We start from the raw sequence: 26,164 nt of genomic DNA on the forward strand, positions 1-26,164 counted from the left end.
GCTCCGCACCGCAACCCGCCGCTACCGCCCCAAATACAGCAACCCAAAACCGCCGGAGCGAACTTAAAACTGGATAAAACTTGGGGGCAAGGTCACCGTACCCCTCCGCTGGTCGGCAGCCAGGGCGGCGCTGTCTTTCGGTCGCTCCGTCGCGGAGGGCTACAATGTCGTTGGATACGAGGCTTTTGGGTTCGAGGGTGCTGGCGGTGGCATGGCGGCTTTAGAGTAAGAGTGCGGGCCGTGTTTCCGTGACGGGTTGAGGGCTGGAGAAAGGTCTCCGGCGTCCGTCAGTGAAGCCTGAAGCCGACGCACCTAGCCCGATGATGCTGCTGGGCTGAATACCAGTAGACTAAAAATCTCGAAAAGAACCTGGGCGGCAGCGTGCGCCGTATTCGTCGTGCTGTCGTATTGCGGCGCTACCTCCACGACATCGGCGCCAACGAGATTCAGGCCCTTTAGTCCGCGCAATAGCTCCAAGGCCTCGCGGCTGGTGAGGCCACCGATTTCGGGCGTTCCTGTGCCAGGGGCAAAGGCAGGGTCGAGGCTATCGATATCGAAGGAGAGGTAGGCAGGGCCGTCACCGACGACTTGGCGGGCTTTCTCCACGATCGCCGGAATGCCCATCGCTGAGATTTTCTCGGCATGAATGACAGTCATGCCGGACTCGTAGGAGAACTCCCAGAGGTATTCGGCGGACCCACGGATGCCGATCTGAATAGTTCTAGTAGGATCGAGGACGCCATCTAGCACTGCGTTGCGCATCGGGCCACCATGGTGGAACTTCGTTTGGTCGAACGGACCCCCGGTGTCACAATGGGCGTCGATATGGATGAGGCCGACTGGTTCACTAGCGCCGACGGCCTTGAGGATCGGATGAGTGATCGAATGGTCGCCGCCGACGGAAACCGGAATGACACCTGACGCGATGACCTTGCCGATCATTGCCTCGATATCTTGATGGCATTGTTCCAGCCGGTAGCGGCTCTGGAATGGCACGTCGCCAATATCGGCGATGCGCAAGTCGTAAGCTGGGGCGCATTCCAGGACGTGATTATAAGGGCCGATACGCTCGACGGCGCGAACGGCCCTGGGCCCGAATCGCGAGCCAGGGCGGTTTGTGACCCCGAGGTCCATCGGCATGCCGATCGCGACCACCTGCAGGTCCCCAAAGTCGGGGGCAGCGAAATCTACCTCCCTGTAGGGAAGTGTTGCGAAGGTCGAGATCCCCGAATAAGGAGCCGCCCGTGTGCCGCCCTTGAAGATCTTATCCGCTACCCTTAGAAAGCGCGGATCGAAGAACTCGGTACTATCGGCAAACTTCCGGCGCAGATCTTCGAGATGCTTTTTCAACTCAACCATCGTTTGTCCCCTTCTTGCGCGTCCTGCTTCATAGGTTTGAAGCGCGTCGCGACCGATGACAACTTCTTTTGCTGTCGTCGGGGTTGAATCCACATCCGCTATCTCGACGTGCCGGGATTCCTGATCGCGCATTGGAAGAATTTGGGCTTGCGTGAGAAGCGGCGGGCTCGCAGATTGCGGCATCATCATGAGCAAAGGATTGGACGATGACCGGCAGTTTCTTTCAACCAGTTTCCGCTGCCGAGGTTCCGCGCTTTGCCGGGCATTCAACTTTCATGCGTCTGCCCGCCGTGCAGACGGCGACTGGACTTGATATCGCGCTTGTCGGCATTCCCTGGGACGGCGGAACGACGAATAGGGCGGGCGCTAGGCATGGGCCGCGGGAGGTTCGCAATCAGTCGAGCCTGATGCGGCGTGTACACCATGTTTCGGGCACCGAGCCATTCAGCATCGCGAATATTGCTGACGTCGGCGATCTTTCCGTCAACCCGATCGATCTTGTCGACGGCCTCGATCGTATAAAAAAGGGAATGGATACGATTGTCGCTGCCGGTGCCATTCCGCTGTCGGTCGGAGGCGACCATTTGACAACTCTGCCCGTACTCCGCGCCATTGTCAAAGATAGGCCGATCGGACTGGTTCATTTCGACGCACATTCAGATACCAACGATCGCTATTTTGGTGATAATCCCTACACGCACGGAACGCCATTCCGTCGAGCGATCGAAGAGGGCCTACTCGACCCGAAACGGATCGTCCAAATTGGAATTCGCGGCTCGATTTACGATCCGGGCGAGCACGACTGGGCGAGAGAGCAGGGCATCCGGATCATCTATATGGAAGAGTTTGTTGACCGCGGAGCGAAGGACGTGATGCGGGAGGCGCGAGATATTGCAGGGGGGCTGCCGACCTACGTTAGCTTTGACATCGACAGCATTGATCCATCGATGGCACCCGGAACCGGAACGCCGGAAGCAGGCGGCTTCACGACCCGCGAGGCGCAGCAAATGATCCGTCTGCTTTCAGATGTACAGATCGTGGGCGCCGACGTCGTGGAAGTCTCGCCGCCATTTGACCTTGCCGGCATGACGGCGCTTGCGGGCGCCACGATGATGTTCGAACTTCTCTGTGTAATTGCCAGACAGGTCGCGGATCGGCGCAACGGCGCAAGCGCCTGATCGCATGGCCTTCGTCAAGGGTGGATGAAGGCCTCGCCTGATAGCGGTCGTCTGCTCTTAGCGAGCGGCTCGTGCCTTCGCAAAGCGGTTTTCCGGCATGGAAAGTCCGAGGTTTTCCCGCAGCGTTTTGCCCTCATATTCTTCGCGGAAGAGGCCGCGGCTCCGCAATTTCGGCAGCACAAGCTTGACGAAATCGTCGAGGCTCGACGGCAGTGTCGGGAACATTAAAATGAAGCCATCCGCTGCACGGGTCTCGAACCACTCTTCCATGAAGTCGGCAATCTGTGCCGGTGTGCCAGTAATGCTGTTGCCGGTATGCTTCTCAGCGTAGTGACGCACCAACTCGCCAACCGTCCGGCCACTCTTCACGAATTCGGTAAGCTCTTCGAACAGCGCGCGCGATCCCTTGGGTTCCGTTGGCAATCGATCCAACGGGAACGGCCTGTCAAACGGGACACCGCGCAAGTCGGCCTCCAGGAACTCGGAAAGCATCAAGCGACCGACCTCGGGGTGCATCTTGTCGATGAGGTAGTTGACCTTGGCCTGGGCCTCGGCTTCCGTTTCGCCGACATTCAGGACAACGCCCGGCATAATCTTTAGATCATCAGGATTGCGTCCGTAGGCCGGCATACGTTGCTTGACGTTTGCGTAGAATGCACGGTTTCGCTCAATGTTCGAGGCGAGGCTAAAGACGATCTCGGCTGTACGCGCTGCCATGTCCATGCCAGCTTCCGAGCCGCCGGCCTGCGCAATGACCGGCCGGCCTTGTGGCGATCGGGCGATGTTCAGCGGTCCGCGGACCTGGAAGTGCTTGCCCTTGTGATTGAGCGTGTGGTGCTTTGTCTTGTCGTAGTAGACGCCGCTCTCGCGATCGAGCAGCAACGCTCCTTCCTCGAAGCTGTCCCAGAGACCAAAGACGACGTCCACGAACTCGTTGCCACGCTCATAACGCAGTGCATGTGGGTCAAGCCCCTCGCGGTTGAAATTGTAGCCCGTCTCGTCGTGGTCTGAAGTGACGACATTCCAGCACGCTCGCCCGTGGCTCAGATGGTCGATTGAGGCAAACAGTCGGGCGACGTTGTAGGGCTCGTAATAGCTGGTTGATACCGTGGCGACGAGGCCAAGCTTCTCTGTTGTCACCGACAGGGCGGACAGCAGCGACAAAGGCTCGAAACGGTTCATCTTCGTCGGAATGCGCGAGAGAGCATCGGGGTCGCCGACAGCAGCGGCAGGCGAGTCTGCCATGAACATGAAATCGAGCTTTGCTGCTTCCGACCGTCTGGCGACATCGAGCAGATGACTGAAATCGTTGGCGCCGTGAACATCGCTTGCCGGATGCAGCCATGAGGCCGGATGGAAGCCGAACGTGTAGACGAAGGTGCCCAGTTTCATCCTGTCAGAACGCGCCATGCCATTCTCCCGCGAGCTCATCTGTGATTGCTCAAGGTAACTCTACGCGACCTTTTTCATCAATATCGCAAGGCCTACTTCCGCTTTAGTTTTTTAAAGGGTCGTAGGTGCGGAGATTTGCGCCTGCCGCCGCGATATCGCAATAAGCCAATCGCGAAACTCCGAACCGTAAGGCTTTTGCAGTGCGCAACAGTCCCACGCGAGGAAGTAGCACTCGAGCAACGGCATCCTGAGATATCTCGCGGTGATAGGGACGGCCCCACTGCGTCACCTCCACTGTCTGTCCGCTCCGCTCCACAAGGGTGATGCCAAGAAAGCCCTCTACTTTGCGTATCTGCTGGTGATGGCGCCCGGAGCACGTTCAGTTCCATATGTGGACGGCTCCCACTTGCAAGTGATTTTTTGCAGATTTTTTGATCGGATCGCTTGCTTCCATATGTGCGGCCTTTGTGTGTGGTCGCACATGACCACTGGCCAAGATGGCTTCCGCAACGCATGTTCCTAACACGGCAACGGCCTTGATTGGCCATTGGAACTGACGGATTGTCACGCGTCTTGGATCGATCGATCGCACCATCTGCTCATCTCTTGCAAGTTCACTGCATCAGCTCAACACGGTCGCGATCTTTTCCCACGCACCGTGATGGCCAATCTCCTAAATTGCCTGCGTTTGTCGCTCTGTTCGCCGATACGTCTCGCCGCTTACCATGAGCTTCCAGGCGACACGGGCAATCTTGTTGGCCAGCGCGACCGCAACCAGCTTCGGTTTTTTCCGTTGGAGGAGTTCGATGAGCCATCGGGAAGCATGTTTGCTTCGACCTGCTCTGACGTGCTGAAGAAGAGCGGTCGCGCCGACCACCAATATGCTTCGTAGCATTTCATCGCCAGCACGTGTAATCACCCCCAATCTGACCTTGCCTGCGGTCGAATGGTCTTTGGGCGTGAGTCCTATCCAAGCGGCAAAATCGCGACCCGACTTGAACGTTCGGGGATCTGGGGTCTTCATCATCAAAAGCGATGCGCCGACCGGCCCAACACCCGGAATTTCGGCCAGGCGCCTGCTGCATTCATCGGAGCGATGCAACGCGGTCAGTTTTTCCTCGACGACTTTCGTTTCGGCAAGCAAGTCTCGATACTCAACGCCATGCATGGCAAAAAGCTCGCGGGCCAATTCAGGCAGGGATTGGTCGGCCGCGATCCGCTCCAGCAACGGTTCGATGCGGCACATGCCGGTGGCTGCGACGATGCCGAACTCCATGGCAAACCCGCGTATGGCATTGGCGGGCTGCGTTCGATTACGAATGAGTCTCTCTCGCAAACCGACCAGCATCAAAGCCGCCTGCTGGTCGGCGGTCTTCACCGGCACGAAGCGCATGGTGGGTCGGCTCATCGCCTCACACAAAGCCTCCGCGTCCGCCGCGTCGTTCTTGCCGCGTTTGACATAGGGCTTCGCCAGTTGAGGCGCTATCAATTTTACATCGTGGCCGAAGGAACCTAACAACCTCGCCCAATGATGAGAGCCACCGCAAGCTTCGAGTGCGACGGTGGTCGGTGGTGCCTTCTCGAAGAATTACACCATCTCCCTACGCGAAAGCTTCTTGCGAAGGACTGGTCGCTCGACTGCATTCACCCCATGCAATTGGAAAACGCTCTTTGACGTATCAATGCCAATTCTGATAATCTTTTCCGCGGACGGTCTCCCTCGATTGAGCTTTCAACGAACTCATTCTGGCACATTGCGATGCCGTTGGGAGCCGTCCACCCCAACACGGCACGGCAGCCCCCATCACGCTCCCGCAGCGCCCGACCGCTTCGAATGCTTGCAGACCTTTTAGCGGAATTCCACGGAATATCTGTTTTTCGCTCAATGTACCCTACCCAGTGGGGCTGTCGACATGACGAGGGTTTTTGGCTGGATGAAAGATTCCGGCAAATTGAAAGCGATCGCCGGGATGCGTGATTTCGACGTACGTCACCAGGCGATCATTCTGCCAGGTCTGACGAATGAGGTTCAAGCAGGGTTCGCCGCGATCGATTTCAAGAATGCGCGCCGTCGCAGCATCGGCCGGGACCGCCCGTATCACATGCTTTGCCTTAGACCATGGCACTTGGGAGAGGAGCCATTCTGCCGGAGGCGCAGCAGCAAAACTCTCGATTCTGGCGAGCGGCACCGTATCCAGCAGAATGATGCGACGCTCGACTGCCGTGGGCTTCCCATCAACGATATGCAGACATTGGATTCTGAGAACCTCGGCTCCCGATGTGCTGTCCAACTGTGCAGCCTCGACCGAGTCCAGGGTCTCGATCCTTCGCGCTAGGATCTTGTAGCGGTGCTCATAGCCTGCCAAGCTCGCCTCGGTCCCGATATCTTGGATATCCATGACCGTACGGTCGATCTGCGGCGAGGCGACGAATGATCCTGTTTTTCGCTTGCGGACGACAAGTCCACGGTCGACGAGCGCGGCCAGCGCTTTGCTCACCGTCATCCGCGAACAGCCGTAGTCATCGACAAGATCATGCTCTCTTGGGATCCGATGGCCCGGACGCCAATCCCCAGCCAGGATCTTCGCCTCGATATCGTTGAATATCCTAAGATAAATTGGCTCCAACACGCGACCTCATCACGCCGCCGGCAAACGATGCAAACGCCAAATTCGCGCCCACAAGCCGCCGGTCGGCATAAAAATTGCGTTCGTCGACTTTGACGTTGACACTCTAGGCTAGCGCATATCTATTTGTATAGTCAAAAGTGGATCAAAGAAGTCCGCATACGGAACTGAAATCGGGAACTCGAACGCATCCTGGGGGTGCGGAAACTGGAGAGATAGCAATCATGATCGCACGTTCACTGCTAAAGGGCCTCGTCGGCGCTGCCTTTTTGGTTGGGGCGACCCTGTCGGCGCAAGCCGCCGATACGCTCGCTGCCGTCAAGGCAGCCGGCACGCTGAAGGTCGGCACTGAAACCGCCTTTGCGCCGTTTGATTTTATCGATGCCGGCGAACATGCCGGCCTGAACGTTGATCTTTTTACCGAGATCGGCAAGGAGCTGGGTGTCAAGATTGAGTGGGTCGCGCTTCCTTGGGATGGCGTTTTCCCGGCCCTCGAAGCGGGCAAGTTCGACGTCGTGGCCGGTCCCGCAACGATCACTAAAAAGCGCATGGAGCGTTACCGCTTCACGCCGCCGATTGCCGAAGCGACCATCGCGATTCTGAAGAAGGCAGGCGACACGACCATCAGCAAGCCGGATGATATTGCCGGTAAGACGATTGGCGTCGGAAAGGCCACCTCGCAGCTCGATCAGCTGAAGGAATTCTCGGCAACGCTGTCTTCCAAGGTGGATGTTCGCGAATATCCGGCTTTCACTGAATCCTATGCGGATCTCGCAGCCGGCCGTATTGCCGGTGTCGCCAATTCGCTCCCGAACATCGCCTTCGTCGCCAAGCAGCGCGAGGGAACGTTTGAAGTCGTGTTGCCGCCTTTTGGTAAGAAGTCCTACTTCGGCTTCATTGGCCTCAAGGATGCTGATCATGCGACGCTGATGGACGCTATCGATGGGGCACTGCTGAAGATCAAGGCTGATGGTCGTATGGCAGAGCTGCAGAAGAAGTGGTTTGGTGCGACGTTCGATACGCCCGATGCAGTAAAAGACCCAGCATTCTAATAGCGGGCCGATCGTTGATTGCGTCGCACGAGCGCGCAATCAACGACGCCATCGTGCCTTCATGACAGCCAGGCGGGCAAAAGCCGGACATGTCCATCAAACTCTTTGAACTGCTTCTCTACGCGTCGATCTATACAGTGCTGATAAGCGTCGTCTCCATCTTGATTGGCTTCGCCATAGCGATCGTTCTTTCCGGCATGCTGCTGTCGAAGAAGGCCCTGTTCGTCGTTCCTGCACAAATCTTCATCAGCTTCTTCCGCGGTGTGCCGCTGCTTGTGCAATTGCTGCTGATCTACAACATGTTGCCTGCGATCGGACTGAACGTGCCGAGCATCGTTGCTGCGATCGTAGGTCTGTCGCTTTGCACGGCGGCCTACCAGGCGGAAAACATGCGCGGCGGATTCGCCAGCGTCCCGATCGGTCTCGTGGAATCCGCTGAAATGGTGGGACTGACGCCGGGTCAGATCTTCCGGCGCATCAAGGCACCTATCGCACTGAGGCTGACCTTTCCGGCGCTCGTCAACGAGGCAATCCTCATCCTCAAGGCGTCGTCGCTCGTTTCCGTCGTTGGCGTCATCGAACTGACCCGCATGGCGCAGGATCTCGCCGGCAGCACCTTCCTGCCGCTGCAGATATTTGCGGCCGCGGGCCTTATTTATCTCGTCATCAACTGGATCGTGGCGCTTGCTGGTGATCTTATCGAGCGCTCTCTTCCGGGAGTGCCGCGATGACGTTCGACATTAACGTCATCCTTGACCAGTTGCCGGCGATCACAAGTGGCGCCGGCGTCACGATTCTGATCTGGATCGTCGGGACGATCGCTGCCACAATCGTCGGATTTTTCGTCGCTGTCGGTCGGCAGTTCGGTGGCGCGATGCTCAACAAGGCGCTTGGCCTGATCATTGCCGTACTGCGCGGTACCCCGTTCCTTATCCAGATCTTCCTCGTCTATTATGGCGGTCCGTTCATTGGCCTGTCACTCGATCCTCTGCCAGCGGGTCTGATTGGCATCTCGATTTACGGCGCCGCCTACTACAGCGAGATCTTTCGATCAGGTTTCCTTGCCGTTCCCAAAGGTCATATCGAGGCGGGCCAGTGCGTGGGCTTAACCCAGGGGCAGATCATCCGGCGCATCCTGTTGCCCGAGATGACCATGCTCGTGCTGCCTCCGTCGTTAAACATGGCAGTCCTTCTGATGAAAGAAACGGCCGTTCTTTCGATTATCACCGTTCCAGAGCTGACGGCGACGCTGAGTGCGATTGGCGCACAGCAGTATGCCTTCGTCGAAGCTCTATCGGCGCTCGCACTCTTCTATTGGGTGCTCGTTGAGATCACCGGTCGACTTGGCCGTCTCGTAGAAACGAAACTCACCAGATTCAGGTTTTTCAACGCATGAGCCTCCCCGCGATCGCAGTCAAAAATCTCGTCAAGAAGTTTGGGGATACGACAGTCCTCCAGAATGTCGACCTCCAGATCCCGCACGGCCAGGTCTCCTGCCTGATCGGCCCCTCAGGCTCTGGCAAGAGCACGCTCCTTCGCTGCATGGCCTTTCTTGAAGAAGCAACGTCTGGAACCATCACAATCAATGGCGAGGTTCTCGGTTTCACCGAAAGTGCCACGGGGATACGGGAGCGCGTTCCACCTGCTGCCAACCGTGCAATTCGCGCTCAGATCGGCATGGTCTTTCAGCAGTTCAATCTCTGGCCACACATGACAGCGCTAGGAAACGTGAGCGAGGCGCTGAAGACCGTTCACAAGATGAGCCGTAAGGATGCTGAGGAGCGCGCCATGGCGCAGCTTGTGAAGGTCGGGCTTGAAAGCCGGGCGGGTCACTATCCATCGCAGCTTTCCGGTGGACAGCAACAGCGGGTGGCGATCGCCCGGGCGCTCGCCCTCAAGCCGAAGATCATGCTTTTCGACGAGCCGACGTCATCCCTGGACCCAGAGTTGACCGGCGAAGTGCTGAACGTCATGCGCGATCTCGCCGCCGAAGGCATGACAATGGTCGTCGTGTCGCACGAAATCGGCTTTGCGGCCACCGTCGGGCAACAGATCGCATTCCTCGACCATGGAAGAATCGTCTTTACGGGCCCTCCACAAGAGGTCTTCAGAAAGCCCAGAAATGCACGTCTTGAGCAGTTCCTCGACACCTATCTCGATCGTGGAGCGTCCATGTTGCTGTGAGGAGAGCGGTACCATCCGCCGCCATGGGAGAGGTCCTCATGCCGTGACAGGTTCTAGATCGACGACGGCCAAAAGTGGGCTGGTAAGAAAACGACGAAATCGGGTTTTACAGCTTCTGCGCGAGATCGGCGTCCTGTGCCGAGGCGGTGAATACTGGCTCGGGGCGGCCGCACTCGGCCCTTGATTGACATTGAAATCCATGTCCTTATCCAACCTCAGATCGGACGAGGATTTGCCGTGATGGCTTCGGGACGAGGCCAGCTGCTTCGCGACAGCAAGGCGTTGGTGCCGTCGCGGTCTCGTACCACGCGCTGGGTGCAATTGAAGATACTGGGATGGATATTTTGCGCAAGAATTCCACACGGGTCGGCCCCGGCTATCCGCAAGTTGTCGTGCTCGTCGGTGCGACGGGTGATCTCTCCCGGCGTAAATTGCTGCCGGGGTTGTTCCACCTTATCAAAGCTGGCTTCATCCCGGGCTGCCGGATCGTCGGCGTGTCGCTTGACGATATCGATGTCGATGGATTTCGAACCATTGCCCGCGAGTCGCTGGATAAGTTCTTGACCCGCAAGTTTACACAGGCCGAATGGGAGACTTTCGCAGCATCACTTGATTACGCACCGATCGGCGCTGGTGCCGGTGCGCTGAGGGAAGCGGTAAATAGGGCCGAGGAGGCAATGGGGCCGGAAACGCGGCGCGTGCATTACCTGTCGGTGCCGCCGAAAGCAGCGCTCCCGGCCGTGCAGCTTCTCGCCGAGGCTGGGCTGGTGGAGCGTTCCCGTATCATCATGGAAAAGCCGTTCGGAACGGACCTTGCCAGCGCTGTGGAACTAAACACCAAGCTGCACGAGGTGTTCGACGAGAAGCAGATCTTCCGTATTGACCACTTCCTCGGAAAGGAGCCGGCGCAAAACATCCTGGCGTTCCGCTTTGCCAACGGCCTGTTCGAGCCGATCTGGAACCGCAATTTCATCGACCATGTGCAGATCGATGTGCCGGAGACGTTAGGTCTTTCCACCCGCGCGGCATTCTACGAGACCACTGGCGCCTATCGCGACATGGTGGTGACCCACCTCTTTCAGATTCTAGCCTTCATGGCGATGGAGCCGCCTACAGCCCTCGAACCTGCGCCGATCTCCGAGGAGAAGAACAAGGTATTCCGCTCCATGCTGCCGATCGAGCCGCGCGACGTGGTGCGCGGCCAATATATTGGCTATCGCAACGAGCCGGGGGTCGATCCCGAGAGCGACACCGATACGTTCATCGCTCTCAAATGCGCAATCGACAATTGGCGCTGGGCCGGGGTGCCGTTCTTTTTGCGTACTGGCAAGCGTCTGGCTGAAGGGCAGCGCATCATCTCGATTGCCTTCCGCGAGCCCCCGAAATCGATGTTCCCCGCAGGTTCCGGCGTCGGCGCGCAGGGGCCGGATCACCTCACCTTCGACCTCGCCGACGCCTCTAAGGTCTCTCTTTCCTTCTACGGCAAGCGACCCGGACCTGGTTTCCGGCTCGACAAGCTCTCCCTGCAATTCGCCATGAGTGAAACAGGCCTGATCGGCGAAGTTCTGGAGGCATACGAGCGCCTGATCCTCGACGCTATGCGCGGCGACCACACGTTGTTTAATACCGCCGAGGGTATCGAACGGCTCTGGGAGGTCTCGCAGCCGCTACTGGACAATCCGCCGCCGGTGCGCCTTTACGATCAGGGCGGCTGGGGGCCGAAATCGATCCACCAGCTTATCGCACCGCATGCCTGGCGGCTGCCTTTCGAGCGGGCCTGGCGGGATTCGTCAAAGGTCGACTGATGCGCCTAGCCGCTATCAATAGCAATGCGAAACGCCGAATTGACAAGTCTCAGTCAGCCCTCAACCAATCCGCCCGTAACCTCATCGCAATGTCGCTTGGCGCGAAGACTTCATCTTCGCTCGCGATCGTAGCTCGCCGGGACCACAGCGGAGGCCAAACTTGAGCCTACCCTTCCGGGACCGCTTGAACCCGAGTTCAAGGACAAGCATCCAATACTCTTTCATTCCTGCTGCCCCACAACCGGCCTCGCAAACTTCGACGACACGACCAATGGGAGCCTTACAGACGGCCGGTCTTACCTCGGCTCTCATGTTCGATTCGGCCCAGCTATACCGCCTGGGCCGAGGATGATCGCCGGCGGCGCCCATATCCAGAACGCCACTCGGACCGGCCTGCAACGCCCACCCAGCGCCTATCGATGCACAGGGTGGTGACACAGCATCTTCAGTCCGATTGCTTTTGCATCCCAACCCAGACGCAAAGATCAGCTGCGAGGCTGAACCATCGCCAGGGCCACCGTCGATGCAGCTAGGACAGCGGTAAGGGTCAAGGGCCCAATAGCACCGTAGTGGTCGACAATGTAGCCGCCGAAAACCGCGCCGATGCTGATGGCGACCTGAAACGAGACGACCATCAGGCTCCCGGCCGCCTCCAAAGCGTCGGGTGCCCCGCGGGAAAGGTTGGTCGGTAGAACTACCGGCGCCATGCCGAAGGCGAAGCCCCAAAGCGCAACAAGGGTGTACGCAACACTGATATGAGCGCCCCACAACACCAAAGCGCATGCAGCAAACGCCATCAGCGCTGCCGTGACAGCAAGGGCCAGGCCGATACTGGCGTCTGCCATTCGGCCACCGGCGACATTGCCGATCACGGAGGCGACGCCGAATCCTAGCAGTGCCAGGGCGATCGATCGGGTTTCAAGGAGCGTCACTTGTTCAAGGAAGGGGCGCATGTAAACCGAGCCGGCAAAATGGCCGGTCATCAGCAAGAGGATAGCAAGCATTCCCAGTTGAATGCCACGCCGCCGTGTCAGCCGGAAAACATCGGCGAGACTGTTGCTCGTACTTGCAGGCAATGTTGGCAAAGTAAGTACCTGCAGCAGCATTGCAAGCGCGGCAAGCCCCGCTGTCATGGCCATGGCGCTGCGCCATCCCAGCCAGTCGCTGATCAAAGCACCTAGCGATGGTGCAGCGATTGTGGCGAGCGAGACGCCGAGAGTGACGATAGCCATGCCCCGGCCCGTCGCATTGGGGCCAACCAGCCTCGCCACGACGGCAACTGAAAGCGCCCAGAAACCGCTAAGCGCTACGCCCAACCCGGCACGGCCCAACAACAATAGCCAAAAGTCGGTCGCTAACGCTGCAAGGATATTGGATCCGATCGCCAATGCACTGAGACCGACCAGCACCGTCTTGCGGTTCAATCTGCCGATGAGAACATTGCTTAACAGGGCGGTGACAGCACCGACAGAAGCGGTAGCGGTGACGACCTGTCCGGCTGTCCCCTCGGTAATCCCGAGATCGTGCGCCATCGGCGTCAACAGGCCGGCCGGCAGGAACTCGGCCGATACGAGTGCAAAGCTAGTGGCCGCCATCGAAAGAACGGCAGCCCAGGTCGCCGCGTTCCACGTGGATGGCTCGGGGAAATCGACGCCAATTGCTGCCCCATCAAGCTGCGATGTTGTGTCCGTCATACATGTATCTCCTTAGTTAGGAGATGTCATAGACGACCTTCTCAGGATTATCTGTATCCTAAAATCCGAAATTCATGCTCGTTCGTCCGGAATTTGTGCGGTGCGCAACGCCGGGTGGGACTTTAGTGATACGTTTGAAGGCGGAACGAAGGATGCCTCGGACTCATGGTCTGACCGGGACGCAACCTCGGCAACCGACATCCCGCCTTGCCCAACCACTCGCGGGGAAGCTGCATACGTAACCCGGCGAGATAATGTGCCGCTCCTTCTCCCAAGATAGCGCTGAAGTGCTCGGCAAAGATCGAGCGCGTTTGCCCTGCCACGCCGGTGAGGCTTTCGATAGTGGCCAGTGGGATCAAGGTCTCTGAAGTTGCTGCTGAGAAAACGTGGATTATGGGAGTGGGGATCACGATTCTCGGTGCATTGTGCTACGCGGGTACTGCAGTCCTAAAAGCTATTCACGTTCTCATGTTGTTCGGTTGCAGCAAGGCGGTCAAGTATCGCCTTCCGCTGCGAGGGAACAAGATTTTGCTAGGCCATTGATAGGGGAAGCATTCTGCTGCCTTGTCAGAGATCGACCTTGGTCTGAGGGCCTCCGCGACCGAGTGCGACCTAAGTCCATTCCATCGGGGGACCTTCGAATGATGCAAGGTCACGAAACGTTCCTTATGCTCAAATCATCCTCCTTCCCGTAGGATGGGGTGTAGCCCGGATACTTGCGGACGGACCCCCGCAATATCCGGGCGCCTCGTTGGTGAGTAACCAACAGGTCGCGGCCTGATAGGACTTTGGACCTATGATATTGGGACTTTGGTCCGACTGGTTTTGATAGCTTAATGAGGTAACCTCTTGTTCGTCCCGATCGCTGATCTGCGGCAGGACAAGAAGGGAAGCTTCAGCCTCAATTCCCCAAATCGGCTTCCCTTCTCCCTTTAAGTTGGCGCAGACTTTGCCGGGCATTTGGGGTTCGACTATTCGGCCCACTTTCTTTCTACCTCTCTCTATAGCCGCGAGTCGCGGGCGCCGCGCGTGGGGAAATGCCTCTCTAAGGGCCTAGAGCGCTTCGAAACCAATACCGAGAACATGACGGAAATGCACGACACGGGGCACGAGATCGCGCGCGAAGCGCAAGAGGTCCCGGGTGATCGCCTGTGCATGACCATTAGACAACAAGAAGTGGTCGTAGTCGTCCGTGTGAAATAGCAACTTATCTTCACCAAGGCGAAAGCTCATCAGCGCGGACGCAGCATGTCGCGGTACCGGATGCCCGACCCGGGCCAGCGTGGTTCGCTTCGCGCAAATTCCCACTCCCCCACATTCGGTCTTACGACGCGCTTGAAGCGGTGTTCATCTCGCGGAGGTCAGTGATGAACTGCTGGGGTCTCAGCCAGATGCCGGGTATTTTGTAGCCCATGTGGCGGGCAATTTCTCCAGTCCAGGCGTTGCAGTTATTGAAAGTCGCTTCCCAGGTCTTGGACGAGGCCTGCTGCTTTCGGATGAAGGCCACGGCGTCGTTATATTCCTGCTGGGTCAAGAGCACTCGCCAGCTTGCGGAGCGGTATTGTTCTTCGAGATCGCCGTCTGTCCACCCAGTTGTGGCCGGTACCGGCACGAAATGGCCAAGCACGTAGTCGCTCGGATCATGAGAAGCCGGGGCAAGACCGGCGACCTCCGGATTGATCGGGTCTCCGTTCTCGTCCAGCTTGCCAAAGACCACATAGGTGTGGCCGTAGCTAAGCGCAAAGCGCGATCGAAATTCGATGTAATACTGGTTCGCTGCGATTTCCTTGGCTGGCGTGGTCGTTGCTGGCGAATTCCTGCTGGTCGACGTGAAACGCGGTTGTTGTGGCTTGTCTTTGGTTTGGCAGGACGCCAGTGCGCATGCCATCAGAACCACAAGCGACAGACGGCCTTTTCCAAGGTGCATCAAATACGCTCCATTTGCTGGCCCTGTCCCGCGGGCCTGATACAGCGATGAGCCACTCTTGCACGCCGTGGATGTGTAAACGGGGATTAAGCCTGGCGGTTGAAAGGGGAAAGGCCACATTGGCCTTTCCCGAATTTGAAGGCCAACTTACTTGTAAACAGCCTCTGCTGGCGGCGGGGCCTTACCTTTTCCTTTACCGATATCCGCGCAGGCACTCAGATTGGCAACGGCAAGCACTGCAATGGCAATCACTAGAATTCTGCTCATCAAGACGTCCCTCATTGGGTCAGGTTATTGAAGGCAACGAATCAGAGCTTAGTGACTAACCGGGCTTTGGCTAGGCGCAGAAAGACACAGTTTGTAGCCTTCCTACATTAGCAGTTACCAAAATCGCGTACGCCATCGATGACGAGTGCCCGAGCGCCCAGGTGGGCGACGACGGAGAATGACGATGTCGTGCGCACTTAATCACGCGAAACCGCATGGCCGACCATCACGGTTCGTGGGTACCGCTACGTCTTCGAAAGAGAGCGTCCAAGACAGGCCCGCGGCGTGTTAGGGTCTTGTCTCCAGCCGTCGCAAATACCACCGCGAGTTTGATCGTCACTTACGCTTCAGCCGCGCAGAAGCGGCAGCAACTGATTTCCCTGCCGTCTGATCTCCGTGAGGTAAGGCGTGTCGGAGAGCACGAAATGGCTAATGCCGAGATCCTGGTATTTGCGCAACGACTTGGCGACGTCAGCTGCCGAGCCGACCAGCCAGGTCGTGCCGGCGCCGCCGCCGCCATATTTGCCGGGCGCCGTATAGAGGTTGTCGTCGAGGACGTCGCCTGACCGATGCAGGTCGAACAGCCGCTGCTGGCCGACCGCGACTGCCCTGCGGTGATCGCTCCAGCCGGCGCCATTACTGTTCGCCATCTCCGCAACCTTGGCCTCGGCGTCGGTCCACGCCTGCTCGGTCGTGTCGCGCACCAGTGTCGTGATCCGTAGCCCGAATTCAAGCGGCGGCAGATCCCGGTCGAGTTCGCGGCTCAGCGCCTTCAGGCGGGCGATGCGCTCGCGAACACCGTCGAGCGGCTCGCCCCAGAACAGCTGGACATCCGCCTCGGTGGCAGCGACCCTTTCGGCCGCCTCGGAGGCTCCGCCGAAATAGAGCTTCGGGTGGCGACGATTTCCGCGAGGCTCGATGCGTGGCACGACGGTCGATTCGGCGACGCCGAAGTGCTCGCCGTCATAGCTGACGTTCTCCTCGGTCCAGAGCCTGCGGACCAGCCGCATGAATTCCTTGGTGCGGGCGTAGCGTTCTGACTGATCTCCCTCCTGGTCGCCATAAGCGGCGAGATTGTCGAGACCTGAGACGATATTGACGCGCACGCGGCCGCCGGTGAGATGGTCGAGCGTTGCGGCGGCGGAGGCGAAGTTCGCCGGTCGCCAGTAGCCGGGGCGGATCGCTATCAGCGGCTCGAACGTCGTCGTGCTCGCCGCAAGTGCTGCGGCAACGGTGAAGGTATCTGGTCTGCCCCAGCCGGTTCCGATGAGCGCGCCCTTCCATCCGTGCTGTTCAAGTGCTCGGGCGTGCTCCGTCAGCGTGGAAAGGCTGTTGTGATTGTCAACGACGGTATCGCCACGGTGTCCCGGCCTCGTGTCATTAGGGATGTACCAAAGGAATTCGCTGTCTTTGCTCATGGTTAGCCTGCATTTGTGAATCCGACCCGTGAACTCGTGGCCACGTCCCCGCTATCGTGATGCGAGGCGAGCGAGCGCATTACGGGCGGCGATGGTGCGGATCATGTGGCTCTGCGGGGCATGGGAGCGCGCCGTGATGGCATCGCGATGGTGGCGCTCCAGCTGGAAGTCGCGATTGAGGCCGGGATTGCCGGCAAGCTCAAGCGCGAGGCTGGTGATCGCGACCGCGTTGTCGATGACCACATGGCGGACATGCATGCCATCCATTCCCACAGCCCTGCCGGCATCGACGTCTTCGCCGAGAGAGCGGAGCAAGCGGGCATTGGTGGCGAGCCGGACTTCGATTTCTCCAAGGCCATCCTGAATGCGGGGAACGGTCGAGAGCGGAGCGCCCAGGCTTGCCGGTGAATGGTGGGCGGCGAAGGTTAGCACGCGGTCGCGCGCCGAAAGCGCAACGCCGTGGTAAACTGCTGATATCAGCGAGAAGAAGAAGGCAGTTGCATGTTCCTCGCGGCGCAGCGGCTCGGAAGCCGGCTGGGCTTCGATGATGTCTTCGAGTGGAACGGCGACATTGTCGAGGATGATGTCGTCGCTAGCGGTTGCATGCATGCCGGCGGCGTTCCATGCCTTTTCGATACGCAGGCCGGGGCTGTCCGTGGGAACGAGGAAGGACGCCAGGCGCGGTTCGTCCTCGTCGGTCAGCGCCAGCAGCGCGACCCATTTGAGCACCGGGATGCCGGTCACGTAGCTCTTGTGGCCGCTGATGCGCCAGACGTCGCCATCGCGGCGCGCGATGGTTTCCGGCAGTGCGCCGTGGGCGGGCGAGCCGATACGCGGCTCCGCCTGGGCGGCATTGATCAGGGCGGGACCCGAGCGGTTGGCTGTGAGTACCCGCTCCGAAAGGTGGGCCGGCCACTTTGCGAAGCGGCGCAGGACGTAGTGGCTGTTGTAGTGCATGGCAAGCACGAGCGCGGTCGAGGGTTCGCCGCGCGCGATTTCGCTGATCACGGCTTGCGCCTCCGCAAGCCCGCCGCCGTGCCCGCCATGCTCGGGAGCGGTTACCAGACCAAGCAGGCCGGCTTCGAAGAGACGCGTGAAGTTCTCGAACGGGAATTCCCCCGTTGCGTCATGGTGAGCGGCACGTTCGGCGAAATCGACGGCGAGACGCCGTGCCTTGTCGACCGGGTCGATGTTTTCCTGAAGCATGGTGGCATTGGTCTCCCTGTTCAGGCCACGGCGCGCCTGAAGAAGGCGTCGATGTGGCGGCGATCCACCCAATCGGCAATGTCGAAGTCGGCGGCGAGGAAACCGAAATCGCGCAGGAAATCCTTGTAGTGGCCGATCGCGTCCACCAGTTCGGGCTGCAGCCCAAGGCCCAGGTGCTTATGGATGTCAGGACCATTGGCGGCGAGAACCTGTTCTTCCGTGGCGCCCGCCTCGCGGGCGACGAAGCGCCTCGTTTCCTCGGGATGCGCTTCGGCCCATGCGCTAGCCTTGAAGATCGATTCCAGCAGGCGGCTGACGAGATCCGGCCGCTCGTCGGCTAGCAGTTCGTCCACCGTCAGGACGCGCGGCGAGCCAGAATTGATGCGGATCTTCGGATCGGGATGAAAGCCGAACTCTGCCACCTCAACGGCACCGATGAGGTTGGCGACATTGATACCGGCCGTACCCTTCACATAGATGGCGTCGATGTCACCGCGAATGAGAGCCGCGACCTCCTCGCCATAGGCCTGCCGACGCTTCAGACCGAAGAGGGACGGGCCTTCCTGCGTTGAGAGCACCGAGTCTGACAGCGCGATGTCGATGATCTCGACTTCGTCGAGCGCCAGGCCTTCCAGCGACAGCGCCGAAAGCAGCCCCTTCAATGCGGTGGCGCGCATGAAATCGACGATGCCTTCCGGTCGGCGGGCGATGCCGAAGCGGCGCCCTTTCAGATCCTTCGTGGTCTTTATGCCGGTTTCCGGTAGGGTGATGATCGCCTGGAACTCGTCGGTCCAGGTGATGCCGATGAGGCGCGTCTTGCGCCCCTCCGAGCGTGCCCGGATTGGTGGAACGTTGCCGCCGTGACGGAACGACCAGTCGAGCGTGTGGTTGAAATGGCTCTGGCGGATATTGCGGTCGGGTGAATCGATGATCGATTTCAGGGTCACGCCGTCCTTGCGGAAGTTTTCCTCGAGATAGCCGAGCTGTGCCGCAAGGCCGACGGGCGTCGGCACCGGACAGCGGGTGTACCAGATTTCGGAAATGGCATTACTTGTCATGGTGCTTCTCCTCAGTGGCGCAGGCCGGCTTGCTTCATCAGGGGCAGGACGTCGGTGCCGAAGAATTCTAGATCGTCACGGAAGTCGAAGAAGCTGAGTTGCAGACCATCGACGCCGGCCTCCTTCAGCTTGACGAACTGATCGACCACCTGCTCGGGCGAGCCGATGACGCGGATGTTGCCGCCGATGGCGCGGTAGGGATCCTGCGGGTCGCGACCCTTCCAGGCCTGGGCATCCGAGTTCAGTGACTGGAAGCCTTGTGGCGAACGCTGGTCAGCATGGGCGACGATGCGGTCGGCGAGCTCCCAGGCCTCCTTCTCCGTCGGCCGGCAGATCACCATCGGGTTCAACAATGTACGCACTGTACGCCCGACGCTGATTGCCGAATCCTTCACCCGCTTCGTATGCGCCGGCAGCGATTCCAGTGCGCTGTCGATGTCCGCACCCGTCGGGCTGGTGATGAAGACGATATCCGAATAGCGGCCGGCAAAAGCAATGCCGGCGTCCGAACCGGTGGCGTTGACGAGGATCGGGCGGCCGAAGTTGGGCTTCGGCGTGACGAAGCCGCCGCCGAGCTTCCAGCTGCTTTCGCCCTCGAAGGAGAAGTTCTCGCTGTCGCTCCAAAGGCGCTGGACGACCTCGAGGAATTCGGCCGCCAGTTCGTAGCGCTTGTCGTGCTCGATGCGCGGCCAGCCGAACATCTCGTGCTCGACCGCCCGGTGGCCGGTGACGACGTTGATACCCCAGCGCCCGCCAGTGATGTGGTCGAGCGTCGCGCCGAATTTCGCCAGATGCAGGGGATGCCATGGGCCATAGAGCACATGCATGGTCGAGATCAGCATGATCTTCCTGGTGAGGCCGGCAAGTGCTGCCGTCGAGACGAAGCTGTCCAGCGCCTGGCCGTCGAAGACGCCGCCATAGCCGCCCTTCGGCAGCCATTGTGATAGCGCGAAGACGAGATCGAAGCCGAGTTCCTCGGCCTTCAGTGTCAGCGCCTTGTTGTAGTCGAAGCGCCAGTCGGTCGATCGTTCCAGTGTCGATTGCGTCCAGCCGCCCGCCTGGATCGGCAGGAAGAGACCGAGCAGAACCGGCTGCTTGAGTGCCTGCGAGAGCGGGCTTTCCGGAAAATCGGTCGGGGCGGAAAAATTCGGCAAGCCGACGATCGAGCCGGGACGATGTTGAATGGACATGGTTGTTCTCCCGTTTCTCCGGCTCAGGACGCTGCGACGTAGGCAAAGGCAAGGCTGCCCGCGATGCCTTCGCCGCCGATCGTGTGGTCGGAGATGCGCTTGTTGTAGATCGTCAGTTCCGGCTGGCTGACGACGTCGATCGCCGGAACATCCTCGACGAGGATCTGCTGGATCTGGCGCCACTGCTCGACGCGCTTTGCCGGGTCGACCTCGATGGCGGCGGCCTCGAGCAGTTCATCGACCTTGGGGTTGCTGTAGGCAGCGCCGTTCGAGAAGGGGACGCCCGGCTTGAAGTTCTTGCTCCAGTAGAGGCGCTGGACGCCGACCGTTGGATCGAAGAGATTGCTCATGCCTTCGAATGCGAAGTCGAAATCGCGGTCCGTGTAGATCCGCTTCGTGTAGGTCGCGAAATCCTGGCTGCGGACCTTCGCATCAATGCCGACCTTGGCAAGCGCCTGGCGGATATATTCCGAACCCCGCGGATAGGTTTCGCCACTCGGCACGAAGTCGAGATTGATGCGGGCGCGGATGCCGTCGGTGCCGCGCGGGTAACCGGCTTCGTCGAGAAGATTCTCGGCGGCGGCGAGATCGATCGGGTATGTTTTGAGATCCGGCACAAACCACTTCGCAAGGTTCGGATTGATCGGGCCGGGGATGGCTGCGCCATAGCCATAGTTGATGGTGTTGAGAATGACGTTGCGATCAATGACGTGCGCAAAGGCGCGACGTACCCTCACGTCCTTGAAGAACGGGCGCTCGAGGTTGAATTCGATGCGGCTGACGCCGTTCTGGTATTGGTAGCCCTTGGTCTCGAAGGCCAGCCCTTCGGCGCTCTGTAGCCGTTCGAGATCGCTAAGCGGTACGGGTGTCGAGGGTGCGAGATCGATTTCGCCGGTCTCGATCGCAATCGAGCGAGCGGCGGCATCCGGGATGAAGCGGATGATCAGCTGGTCGAGATAGGGGCGAGGCTGATCCCAGTAATCAGGGTTGCGCTCATAAACGATGTGGCTGCCGCGCACCCATTCCTTGAACTTGAAAGGACCGGTTCCGATCGGCGCGAGATTGGCCGGGTTTTCCGCGACCTTGGTGCCTTCATAGATATGGCGTGGCACGATCGGTGTTTCGGAAGCGGCAAGCGCGGTGATCAGATAGGGCGCGGGCTTGGAAAGCTTCAGGACGGCCGTCTGCGCGTCGGGCGTTTCAATATCGACCAGATTGAGGAAGGTGTTGCGGCCACGCGGATGCACTTCCTTCAGGGTCTTGATCGAGAAGGCGACGTCGGCGGAAGTGAAGGGCTGCCCGTCATGCCATTTCACGCCTTCGCGCAGCTTGAAGGTATAGGTCAGTCCGTCAGGGCTGACAGTCCACTCCCTGGCCAGCAGCGGCTTCGGATTGAGATCGAAGTCGTAGGTGAGAAGGCCTTCCGTGGTCTTCGGTGAGACATAGACCGCGTTATAAGCCGTATGGGCGATCGTCGTCAGGACGGGCGGCTCGGCGGCCAGCAGAAGCGTTGCCGTGCCGCCGCGCGTTGCCGTCGCCGCAAAGGCGGGAAGCCGCGCTGTGGCGGTGACGCCGAGTGCGACCGAGGCCAGAAGAAAGCTGCGGCGCGTGGGTGCGGGAAATAGTGACATCTTGTTCAACCCTCATGATCCAGGGGCCGTCACGGCCCGCTTCTGTGTCATTCCGCGGATCGAGCCTGCCTTAGAGATTTTTGCCCCGTGACTGCTTTGAAGTGGGACAAAAACCTACTCAGTGTCGATATGCGGTATCATATTTCTAAAAGAACGCTAAAGCACGTATTCGTTGGAATTATTTACCAATATGGATTTGACAAAACCCACAGAATTAGTCAACTACTAAGCGACGAGACGAGGTGAATTCTTTTCAGATCGCGAGGTGGGGCACATGTCGGCTTACAGGCGGATAGGTCGAACGATCAGCAGGACGATCATTCAGGCCGTGCCCACAATGCTCGGGATTGTCATCCTCAATTTCTTCCTGCTGAAGCTGGCACCCGGCGATGCGGCCGATGTGATGGCGGCGGAATCCGGCTCGGCCACGGTCGAGACGATGGCAGCACTGCGCGAGCGCTTCGGGCTCGATAACCCGATCCTCGTTCAGCTTGCCAACTATCTGAACAACCTCGCGCATTTCAGCCTTGGCTTTTCGCCGCGCTATGGCATGCCGGTCGCTGATCTGATCGGCCAGCGGCTACCAGGCACGCTCGTGCTCATGGTGGCGGCATTGGCGATTGCAATTGCCGTTGGACTGCTGCTCGGTTCGCTGATGGCCGCCTTTTCCGGGCGCCTTCCTGATCGTATCATTTCCGTCGTCTCGTTGCTCTTCTATTCTATCCCCGGCTTCTGGATTGGCCTGATGCTGATCCTGCTCTTCTCGGTCAAGCTTGGATGGCTGCCGAGCGGCGGAGACAGCACGATTGGCTCGCGGCTGACAGGGCTCCCGGCACTGCTCGACAGGGCGCGCTACATGGTGCTGCCAGCAACATCTCTCGCGCTTTTCTATCTGGCGATCTATGCCCGCCTGACGCGCGCCTCGATGCTGGAAGTCAAATCGCAGGATTTTGTGCGCACCGCGCGCGCCAAGGGTGTCTCACCCTTCGTGCTGACGACGCGACACATCCTTCGCAACGCCCTGATCCCGATCACCACCATGGCAGGCATGCACTTTGGCGGCATGCTGGGCGGCGCGGTCGTGGTCGAAACCGTCTATAGCTGGCCCGGCCTCGGGCGCCTTGCCTTCGAAGCCGTCATGGCCCGCGATTTCAGCGTGCTGCTCGGCATTCTCCTCCTGTCTTCCTTCCTCGTGATCGTCGCCAATGCCGCCGTCGACTTGTTGCAGGCGTGGATCGATCCCCGAATTGGAGCTAGCCGATGAACAGTCAAAAACTTGGAACACTGGCCGGCCAGGCGATCGACTTCGCGCCGCAGACAAAGGTCGAGCGCGATCAAGCAGCACCGGAAGCGCCCAAGCAGCCGCGCTGGACACACATCCACGCCCCAGACGTCCGCGCTTCGGTTTCGGGTACGGCGTGGCGCGGCATGCGCCGGGAGTTGAAAGTCTTCCTCGGCAACTACAATGCACTGTTTGGTACAGGCATTCTGCTGCTGGTTGCCCTGTCGGCCTTGTTGGCGCCGCTTGTCTTTCCCGGTGACCCGCTCGAGATGGTGGCGCGACCCTTCCTGTGGCCCGGGCAGAACCCTGCCTATCCGCTTGGTACGGATTCCATGGGCCGCAATGTGCTTGCCGGTATCGTTCACGGCGCCCGGATATCGCTGACCGTCGGGCTCGCGGCCACCGCGCTCGGCTTGACGGTGGGGATCGCCATCGGCGCCGTCGCCGGCTATTTCGGTGGTCTGATCGACGACGTGCTGGTCAAGTTCATCGAGATCTTCCAGACCATTCCTAGCTTCGTGCTGCTCGTCGTTCTCGTGGCGATCGCCCAGCCGACGACAGGGACCGTGACCATCGCCATTGCGATCGTCTCCTGGCCAACGGTGGCGCGGCTGACGCGCGCGGAATTCCGAGCCATTCGCGAGAAGGATTATGTTCAGGCTGCCCGTAGCCTCGGCTTTGGTCATGCTCGCATCATCTTCCGCGAGATCCTTCCCAATGCGCTGCCGCCGCTGATCGTCACGTCGTCGGTGATGGTGGCAAGCGCCATCCTGATGGAATCGGCGCTCTCCTTCATGGGGCTCGGCGATCCCAACCGCGTTTCCTGGGGTTCGATGATCGGCGCCGGGCGCGATGTCATCCGCACCGCCTGGTACCTGACGGCGCTGCCCGGTCTTGCGATCGTCTTCACCGTGCTCTCGCTCAACCTGATTGGCGATGGTCTGAACGATGCGCTGAACCCGCGCTTTTCGGAGGATCGCTGATGGCAAAGCTTCTCGAAGTTAACGACTTCTCGGTGCGCTTTGGGGCGGCCGAACCTGTGAAGGGAGTCAGCTTTTCCGCCAATCCTGGCGAGATGCTCGCCATCGTCGGGGAATCCGGCTCGGGCAAGTCGCTGACGGCGCTCGGCCTGATGGGCCTTTTGCCGCGGCACGCGAAGGCTGGCGGGCAGATCCGCTTCGACGGCCGTGATCTTGTCGGCCTCCCGGAACGGGACCTGCGCCGCATCCGTGGCCGCGACATTGCCATGATCTTTCAGGAGCCGATGACATCGCTCAATCCGGTGCTGACAATCGGCGATCAGATCATCGAAGTGTTGCGCATTCATGAGGATCTCAGCCGGCGTCAGGCTCGCGAGCGCGCCGTTGCACTGTTGGATCTCGTCAGCATCCCCGACGCCCGCCGCCGCATAGACGAATACCCGCACCAGCTTTCCGGCGGCATGCGCCAGCGCGTGATGATCGCCATTGCGGTCGCCTGCAATCCGAAACTGCTGATCGCCGATGAAGCGACGACCGCACTTGACGTGACGATCCAGGCGCAGGTGCTGCAGCTGCTCGATAGCCTTCGCGTGCGGCTGAACATGGCGGTCATCCTGATCACCCACGATCTCGGCATCGTTGCGCAATGGGCCGACCGCGTCGTCGTCATGTATGCCGGGCGCAAGATCGAGGAGGGGCTTCCGGGCGAGGTGTTCGACGAGCCGTATCACCCCTATACAAACGGCCTCCTGTCGGCATCGCCGCGCCTGAAGGCCGATTACCACTATCGCGACGGGCCGCTCTCGGAAATCCCGGGTTCGATCGTTTCGGCGGCGGGCGAGAAAGGCTGTTCGTTCCGCCCACGCTGTCCGGTGGCGCGGCCCTCCTGCGCGTCCGTCGTACCGCAACTCATCGCACTGCCCGCTGGCCGACAGGTGGCGTGCCCGTATGTTCCAGCCATTGCGGAGAAGGCTCATGTCGCTTCTGTCGGTTGATCGGCTTTCGACCCATTATCCCGGAGCCGCTGGCACCGTGCGCGCCGTCGATGGTGTTTCCCTGGAGATTGCAGAGGGCGAGACGGTGGCGCTGGTCGGCGAATCCGGCTGTGGCAAGTCCACGCTCGGCAAATCGCTGGTGCGGCTTGTCGATCCCTTGTCTGGCAGCGTTACTTTCAAGGGTAGGGACGTCACCGCCATGGCGGGGCGCGAACTGCAGTCCGTCCGGCGCAGCATCCAGATGATCTTCCAGGATCCGTTCGCGTCCCTCAACCCGAGACAGACGATCCGCACAATCCTGACCGCACCGCTTGCGGTTCATGGCATCGGCGAGCGCAAGCAGCGCGAGACGATCGCCTCACAGATGGTTGCTCATGTCGGCCTGCCGGCGGATTCGCTCGATCGCTATCCGCATGAGTTCTCCGGCGGCCAGCGCCAGCGTATCGGCATCGCCCGTGCGCTCATCCTGCAGCCGGAACTCGTCATTTGCGACGAACCGGTTTCGGCGCTAGACCTCTCGATCCAGGCGCAGATCCTCAATCTGCTGGTCGAGATGAAGACGGAGCTCTCGCTTTCCTATCTCTTCATCTCTCACGATCTCTCCGTCGTTCGCTATTTCGCCGATCGCGTGCTCGTCATGTATCTCGGCCGCATCGTCGAGAGCGCTGCGACGAGCGAGCTGTGGAAGGGCGCCAAACATCCCTACACGCAAGCGCTGCTCGCCGCCGTGCCCGATCCGTCGCGGCGCAAGCAGGCCGCGCCCATCACCGGCGATCTGCCAAGCCCGCACAATCCACCGGCCGGCTGCCGCTTCCATACGCGCTGTCCGCTCGCCACCGATATTTGTCGATCCGAAGATCCAGCATTCCGCCAGTTCGGCAGCGGCCACGCCGCCGCCTGCCACCATGCTCAGTAAGAA

21 protein-coding genes and 5 pseudogenes are annotated in these 26,164 nt (G+C 59.8%); 10 read left to right on the forward strand and 16 right to left on the reverse strand.

The window, feature by feature from the left end:
* Nucleotides 1-312: 312 nt before the first annotated feature.
* Complete coding sequence (gene speB / locus FHX16_RS28810) at nt 313-1,359, reverse strand: agmatinase (protein ID WP_183758401.1); 1,047 nt, start codon at nt 1,357-1,359, stop codon at nt 313-315.
* Between the two features lie 206 nt (nt 1,360-1,565).
* On the opposite strand from speB (FHX16_RS28810), the gene speB (FHX16_RS28815) reads away from it, so the two are divergent.
* Complete coding sequence (gene speB, locus FHX16_RS28815; RefSeq protein ID WP_183758403.1) at nt 1,566-2,537, forward strand: agmatinase; 972 nt, start codon at nt 1,566-1,568, stop codon at nt 2,535-2,537.
* 57 nt (nt 2,538-2,594) lie between these two features.
* Here the strand turns inward: speB (FHX16_RS28815) and FHX16_RS28820 are convergent, their stop codons facing one another.
* From FHX16_RS28820 to FHX16_RS28840, 5 genes and pseudogenes are all read right to left on the reverse strand, one after another.
* Nucleotides 2,595-3,947 (reverse strand): LLM class flavin-dependent oxidoreductase, encoded by a 1,353-nt coding sequence (locus FHX16_RS28820; protein WP_259131711.1) that lies wholly within the window; start codon nt 3,945-3,947, stop codon nt 2,595-2,597.
* Nucleotides 3,948-4,040: 93 nt separating this feature from the next.
* Nucleotides 4,041-4,181, reverse strand: a pseudogene (locus FHX16_RS28825) (LysR family transcriptional regulator); the annotation flags it as partial.
* Nucleotides 4,182-4,602: 421 nt separating this feature from the next.
* Nucleotides 4,603-5,628, reverse strand: a pseudogene (locus tag FHX16_RS28830) (IS110 family transposase).
* 91 nt (nt 5,629-5,719) lie between these two features.
* Nucleotides 5,720-5,815 (reverse strand): annotated as a pseudogene (locus tag FHX16_RS28835) (LysR family transcriptional regulator); the annotation flags it as partial.
* A gap of 6 nt (nt 5,816-5,821) precedes the next feature.
* Nucleotides 5,822-6,556, reverse strand: coding sequence for a UTRA domain-containing protein (locus FHX16_RS28840; RefSeq protein ID WP_183864728.1), 735 nt, complete (start codon nt 6,554-6,556; stop codon nt 5,822-5,824).
* 224 nt (nt 6,557-6,780) lie between these two features.
* On the opposite strand from FHX16_RS28840, the gene FHX16_RS28845 reads away from it, so the two are divergent.
* From FHX16_RS28845 to zwf, 5 genes are all read left to right on the forward strand, one after another.
* Nucleotides 6,781-7,608, forward strand: a complete 828-nt coding sequence (locus tag FHX16_RS28845) for a transporter substrate-binding domain-containing protein (RefSeq protein ID WP_183864705.1) — start codon at nt 6,781-6,783, stop codon at nt 7,606-7,608.
* Between the two features lie 89 nt (nt 7,609-7,697).
* Nucleotides 7,698-8,339 (forward strand): amino acid ABC transporter permease, encoded by a 642-nt coding sequence (locus tag FHX16_RS28850; protein WP_183758409.1) that lies wholly within the window; start codon nt 7,698-7,700, stop codon nt 8,337-8,339.
* On the forward strand, nt 8,336-9,004 hold the full coding sequence (locus tag FHX16_RS28855) for an amino acid ABC transporter permease (RefSeq protein WP_183758411.1): 669 nt from the start codon (nt 8,336-8,338) through the stop codon (nt 9,002-9,004). The genes FHX16_RS28850 and FHX16_RS28855 overlap by 4 nt, the downstream gene beginning before the upstream one ends.
* Nucleotides 9,001-9,792 (forward strand): amino acid ABC transporter ATP-binding protein, encoded by a 792-nt coding sequence (locus FHX16_RS28860; RefSeq protein ID WP_183758413.1) that lies wholly within the window; start codon nt 9,001-9,003, stop codon nt 9,790-9,792. The genes FHX16_RS28855 and FHX16_RS28860 overlap by 4 nt, the downstream gene beginning before the upstream one ends.
* 335 nt (nt 9,793-10,127) lie before the next feature.
* On the forward strand, nt 10,128-11,597 hold the full coding sequence (gene zwf, locus FHX16_RS28865; protein ID WP_183758415.1) for a glucose-6-phosphate dehydrogenase: 1,470 nt from the start codon (nt 10,128-10,130) through the stop codon (nt 11,595-11,597).
* 485 nt (nt 11,598-12,082) lie between these two features.
* On the opposite strand, the gene FHX16_RS28870 is transcribed toward zwf, so the two are convergent.
* The 10 genes and pseudogenes from FHX16_RS28870 to FHX16_RS28915 all read right to left on the reverse strand — a co-directional run bounded on the left by FHX16_RS28870 (nt 12,083) and on the right by FHX16_RS28915 (nt 21,988).
* Nucleotides 12,083-13,291 carry an MFS transporter gene (locus FHX16_RS28870; RefSeq protein ID WP_183864706.1) on the reverse strand — a complete coding sequence of 403 codons (1,209 nt, stop codon included), beginning with the start codon at nt 13,289-13,291 and terminating at the stop codon, nt 12,083-12,085.
* Between the two features lie 58 nt (nt 13,292-13,349).
* Nucleotides 13,350-13,635: pseudogene (locus FHX16_RS28875) on the reverse strand (helix-turn-helix domain-containing protein); the annotation flags it as partial.
* A gap of 712 nt (nt 13,636-14,347) precedes the next feature.
* Nucleotides 14,348-14,572 (reverse strand): annotated as a pseudogene (locus FHX16_RS28880) (glycosyl transferase); the annotation flags it as partial.
* A 43-nt stretch (nt 14,573-14,615) separates the two neighbouring features.
* Nucleotides 14,616-15,218: a hypothetical protein gene (locus FHX16_RS28885; protein ID WP_183758419.1), complete on the reverse strand. Its 603-nt coding sequence runs from the start codon at nt 15,216-15,218 to the stop codon at nt 14,616-14,618.
* A gap of 147 nt (nt 15,219-15,365) precedes the next feature.
* Complete coding sequence (locus tag FHX16_RS28890) at nt 15,366-15,485, reverse strand: ABC transporter (RefSeq protein ID WP_183758420.1); 120 nt, start codon at nt 15,483-15,485, stop codon at nt 15,366-15,368.
* Between the two features lie 347 nt (nt 15,486-15,832).
* Nucleotides 15,833-16,903 carry an LLM class flavin-dependent oxidoreductase gene (locus FHX16_RS28895; protein ID WP_183758422.1) on the reverse strand — a complete coding sequence of 357 codons (1,071 nt, stop codon included), beginning with the start codon at nt 16,901-16,903 and terminating at the stop codon, nt 15,833-15,835.
* A 51-nt stretch (nt 16,904-16,954) separates the two neighbouring features.
* Nucleotides 16,955-18,109, reverse strand: a complete 1,155-nt coding sequence (locus FHX16_RS28900; RefSeq protein ID WP_259131718.1) for an acyl-CoA dehydrogenase family protein — start codon at nt 18,107-18,109, stop codon at nt 16,955-16,957.
* A gap of 20 nt (nt 18,110-18,129) precedes the next feature.
* Nucleotides 18,130-19,167, reverse strand: coding sequence for an ABC transporter substrate-binding protein (locus FHX16_RS28905; RefSeq protein WP_259131720.1), 1,038 nt, complete (start codon nt 19,165-19,167; stop codon nt 18,130-18,132).
* Nucleotides 19,168-19,178: 11 nt separating this feature from the next.
* Nucleotides 19,179-20,357 (reverse strand): LLM class flavin-dependent oxidoreductase, encoded by a 1,179-nt coding sequence (locus tag FHX16_RS28910; protein WP_259131722.1) that lies wholly within the window; start codon nt 20,355-20,357, stop codon nt 19,179-19,181.
* 23 nt (nt 20,358-20,380) lie between these two features.
* Entirely contained in the window at nt 20,381-21,988 is a 1,608-nt protein-coding gene (locus tag FHX16_RS28915) for an ABC transporter substrate-binding protein (protein ID WP_259131723.1), read from the reverse strand.
* Nucleotides 21,989-22,262: 274 nt separating this feature from the next.
* On the opposite strand from FHX16_RS28915, the gene FHX16_RS28920 reads away from it, so the two are divergent.
* Genes FHX16_RS28920 through FHX16_RS28935 form a run of 4 tightly spaced genes read left to right on the forward strand, consistent with a single transcriptional unit; the run spans nt 22,263 to nt 26,161 of the window.
* A complete protein-coding gene (locus tag FHX16_RS28920; protein ID WP_183758432.1) occupies nt 22,263-23,252 on the forward strand; it encodes an ABC transporter permease in 990 nt (329 codons plus the stop codon).
* A complete protein-coding gene (locus tag FHX16_RS28925) occupies nt 23,249-24,253 on the forward strand; it encodes an ABC transporter permease (protein ID WP_183758434.1) in 1,005 nt (334 codons plus the stop codon). The genes FHX16_RS28920 and FHX16_RS28925 overlap by 4 nt, the downstream gene beginning before the upstream one ends.
* A complete protein-coding gene (locus FHX16_RS28930) occupies nt 24,253-25,245 on the forward strand; it encodes an ABC transporter ATP-binding protein (RefSeq protein WP_183758436.1) in 993 nt (330 codons plus the stop codon). Before FHX16_RS28925 ends, FHX16_RS28930 begins: the two co-directional genes overlap by 1 nt.
* Nucleotides 25,226-26,161, forward strand: coding sequence for an ABC transporter ATP-binding protein (locus tag FHX16_RS28935; protein ID WP_183758438.1), 936 nt, complete (start codon nt 25,226-25,228; stop codon nt 26,159-26,161). Before FHX16_RS28930 ends, FHX16_RS28935 begins: the two co-directional genes overlap by 20 nt.
* Nucleotides 26,162-26,164: the final 3 nt, after the last annotated feature.

The sequence above is a fragment of the Rhizobium sp. BK661 genome (genome assembly GCF_024808825.1).
Taxonomy (GTDB): Bacteria; Pseudomonadota; Alphaproteobacteria; order Rhizobiales; family Rhizobiaceae; genus Rhizobium.

Coding starts and splice junctions, on each gene's coding strand:
- speB (WP_183758401.1), bottom strand. CDS start 1,359: ATGGTTGAGTTGAAAAAGCATCTCGAAGATCTGCGCCGGAAGTTTGCC.
- speB (WP_183758403.1), top strand. CDS start 1,566: ATGACCGGCAGTTTCTTTCAACCAGTTTCCGCTGCCGAGGTTCCGCGC.
- FHX16_RS28820 (WP_259131711.1), bottom strand. CDS start 3,947: ATGGCGCGTTCTGACAGGATGAAACTGGGCACCTTCGTCTACACGTTC.
- FHX16_RS28845 (WP_183864705.1), top strand. CDS start 6,781: ATGATCGCACGTTCACTGCTAAAGGGCCTCGTCGGCGCTGCCTTTTTG.
- FHX16_RS28850 (WP_183758409.1), top strand. CDS start 7,698: ATGTCCATCAAACTCTTTGAACTGCTTCTCTACGCGTCGATCTATACA.
- FHX16_RS28855 (WP_183758411.1), top strand. CDS start 8,336: ATGACGTTCGACATTAACGTCATCCTTGACCAGTTGCCGGCGATCACA.
- FHX16_RS28860 (WP_183758413.1), top strand. CDS start 9,001: ATGAGCCTCCCCGCGATCGCAGTCAAAAATCTCGTCAAGAAGTTTGGG.
- zwf (WP_183758415.1), top strand. CDS start 10,128: ATGGATATTTTGCGCAAGAATTCCACACGGGTCGGCCCCGGCTATCCG.
- FHX16_RS28870 (WP_183864706.1), bottom strand. CDS start 13,291: ATGACGGACACAACATCGCAGCTTGATGGGGCAGCAATTGGCGTCGAT.
- FHX16_RS28885 (WP_183758419.1), bottom strand. CDS start 15,218: ATGCACCTTGGAAAAGGCCGTCTGTCGCTTGTGGTTCTGATGGCATGC.
- FHX16_RS28890 (WP_183758420.1), bottom strand. CDS start 15,485: ATGAGCAGAATTCTAGTGATTGCCATTGCAGTGCTTGCCGTTGCCAAT.
- FHX16_RS28895 (WP_183758422.1), bottom strand. CDS start 16,903: ATGAGCAAAGACAGCGAATTCCTTTGGTACATCCCTAATGACACGAGG.
- FHX16_RS28900 (WP_259131718.1), bottom strand. CDS start 18,109: ATGCTTCAGGAAAACATCGACCCGGTCGACAAGGCACGGCGTCTCGCC.
- FHX16_RS28905 (WP_259131720.1), bottom strand. CDS start 19,167: ATGACAAGTAATGCCATTTCCGAAATCTGGTACACCCGCTGTCCGGTG.
- FHX16_RS28910 (WP_259131722.1), bottom strand. CDS start 20,357: ATGTCCATTCAACATCGTCCCGGCTCGATCGTCGGCTTGCCGAATTTT.
- FHX16_RS28915 (WP_259131723.1), bottom strand. CDS start 21,988: ATGTCACTATTTCCCGCACCCACGCGCCGCAGCTTTCTTCTGGCCTCG.
- FHX16_RS28920 (WP_183758432.1), top strand. CDS start 22,263: ATGTCGGCTTACAGGCGGATAGGTCGAACGATCAGCAGGACGATCATT.
- FHX16_RS28925 (WP_183758434.1), top strand. CDS start 23,249: ATGAACAGTCAAAAACTTGGAACACTGGCCGGCCAGGCGATCGACTTC.
- FHX16_RS28930 (WP_183758436.1), top strand. CDS start 24,253: ATGGCAAAGCTTCTCGAAGTTAACGACTTCTCGGTGCGCTTTGGGGCG.
- FHX16_RS28935 (WP_183758438.1), top strand. CDS start 25,226: ATGTCGCTTCTGTCGGTTGATCGGCTTTCGACCCATTATCCCGGAGCC.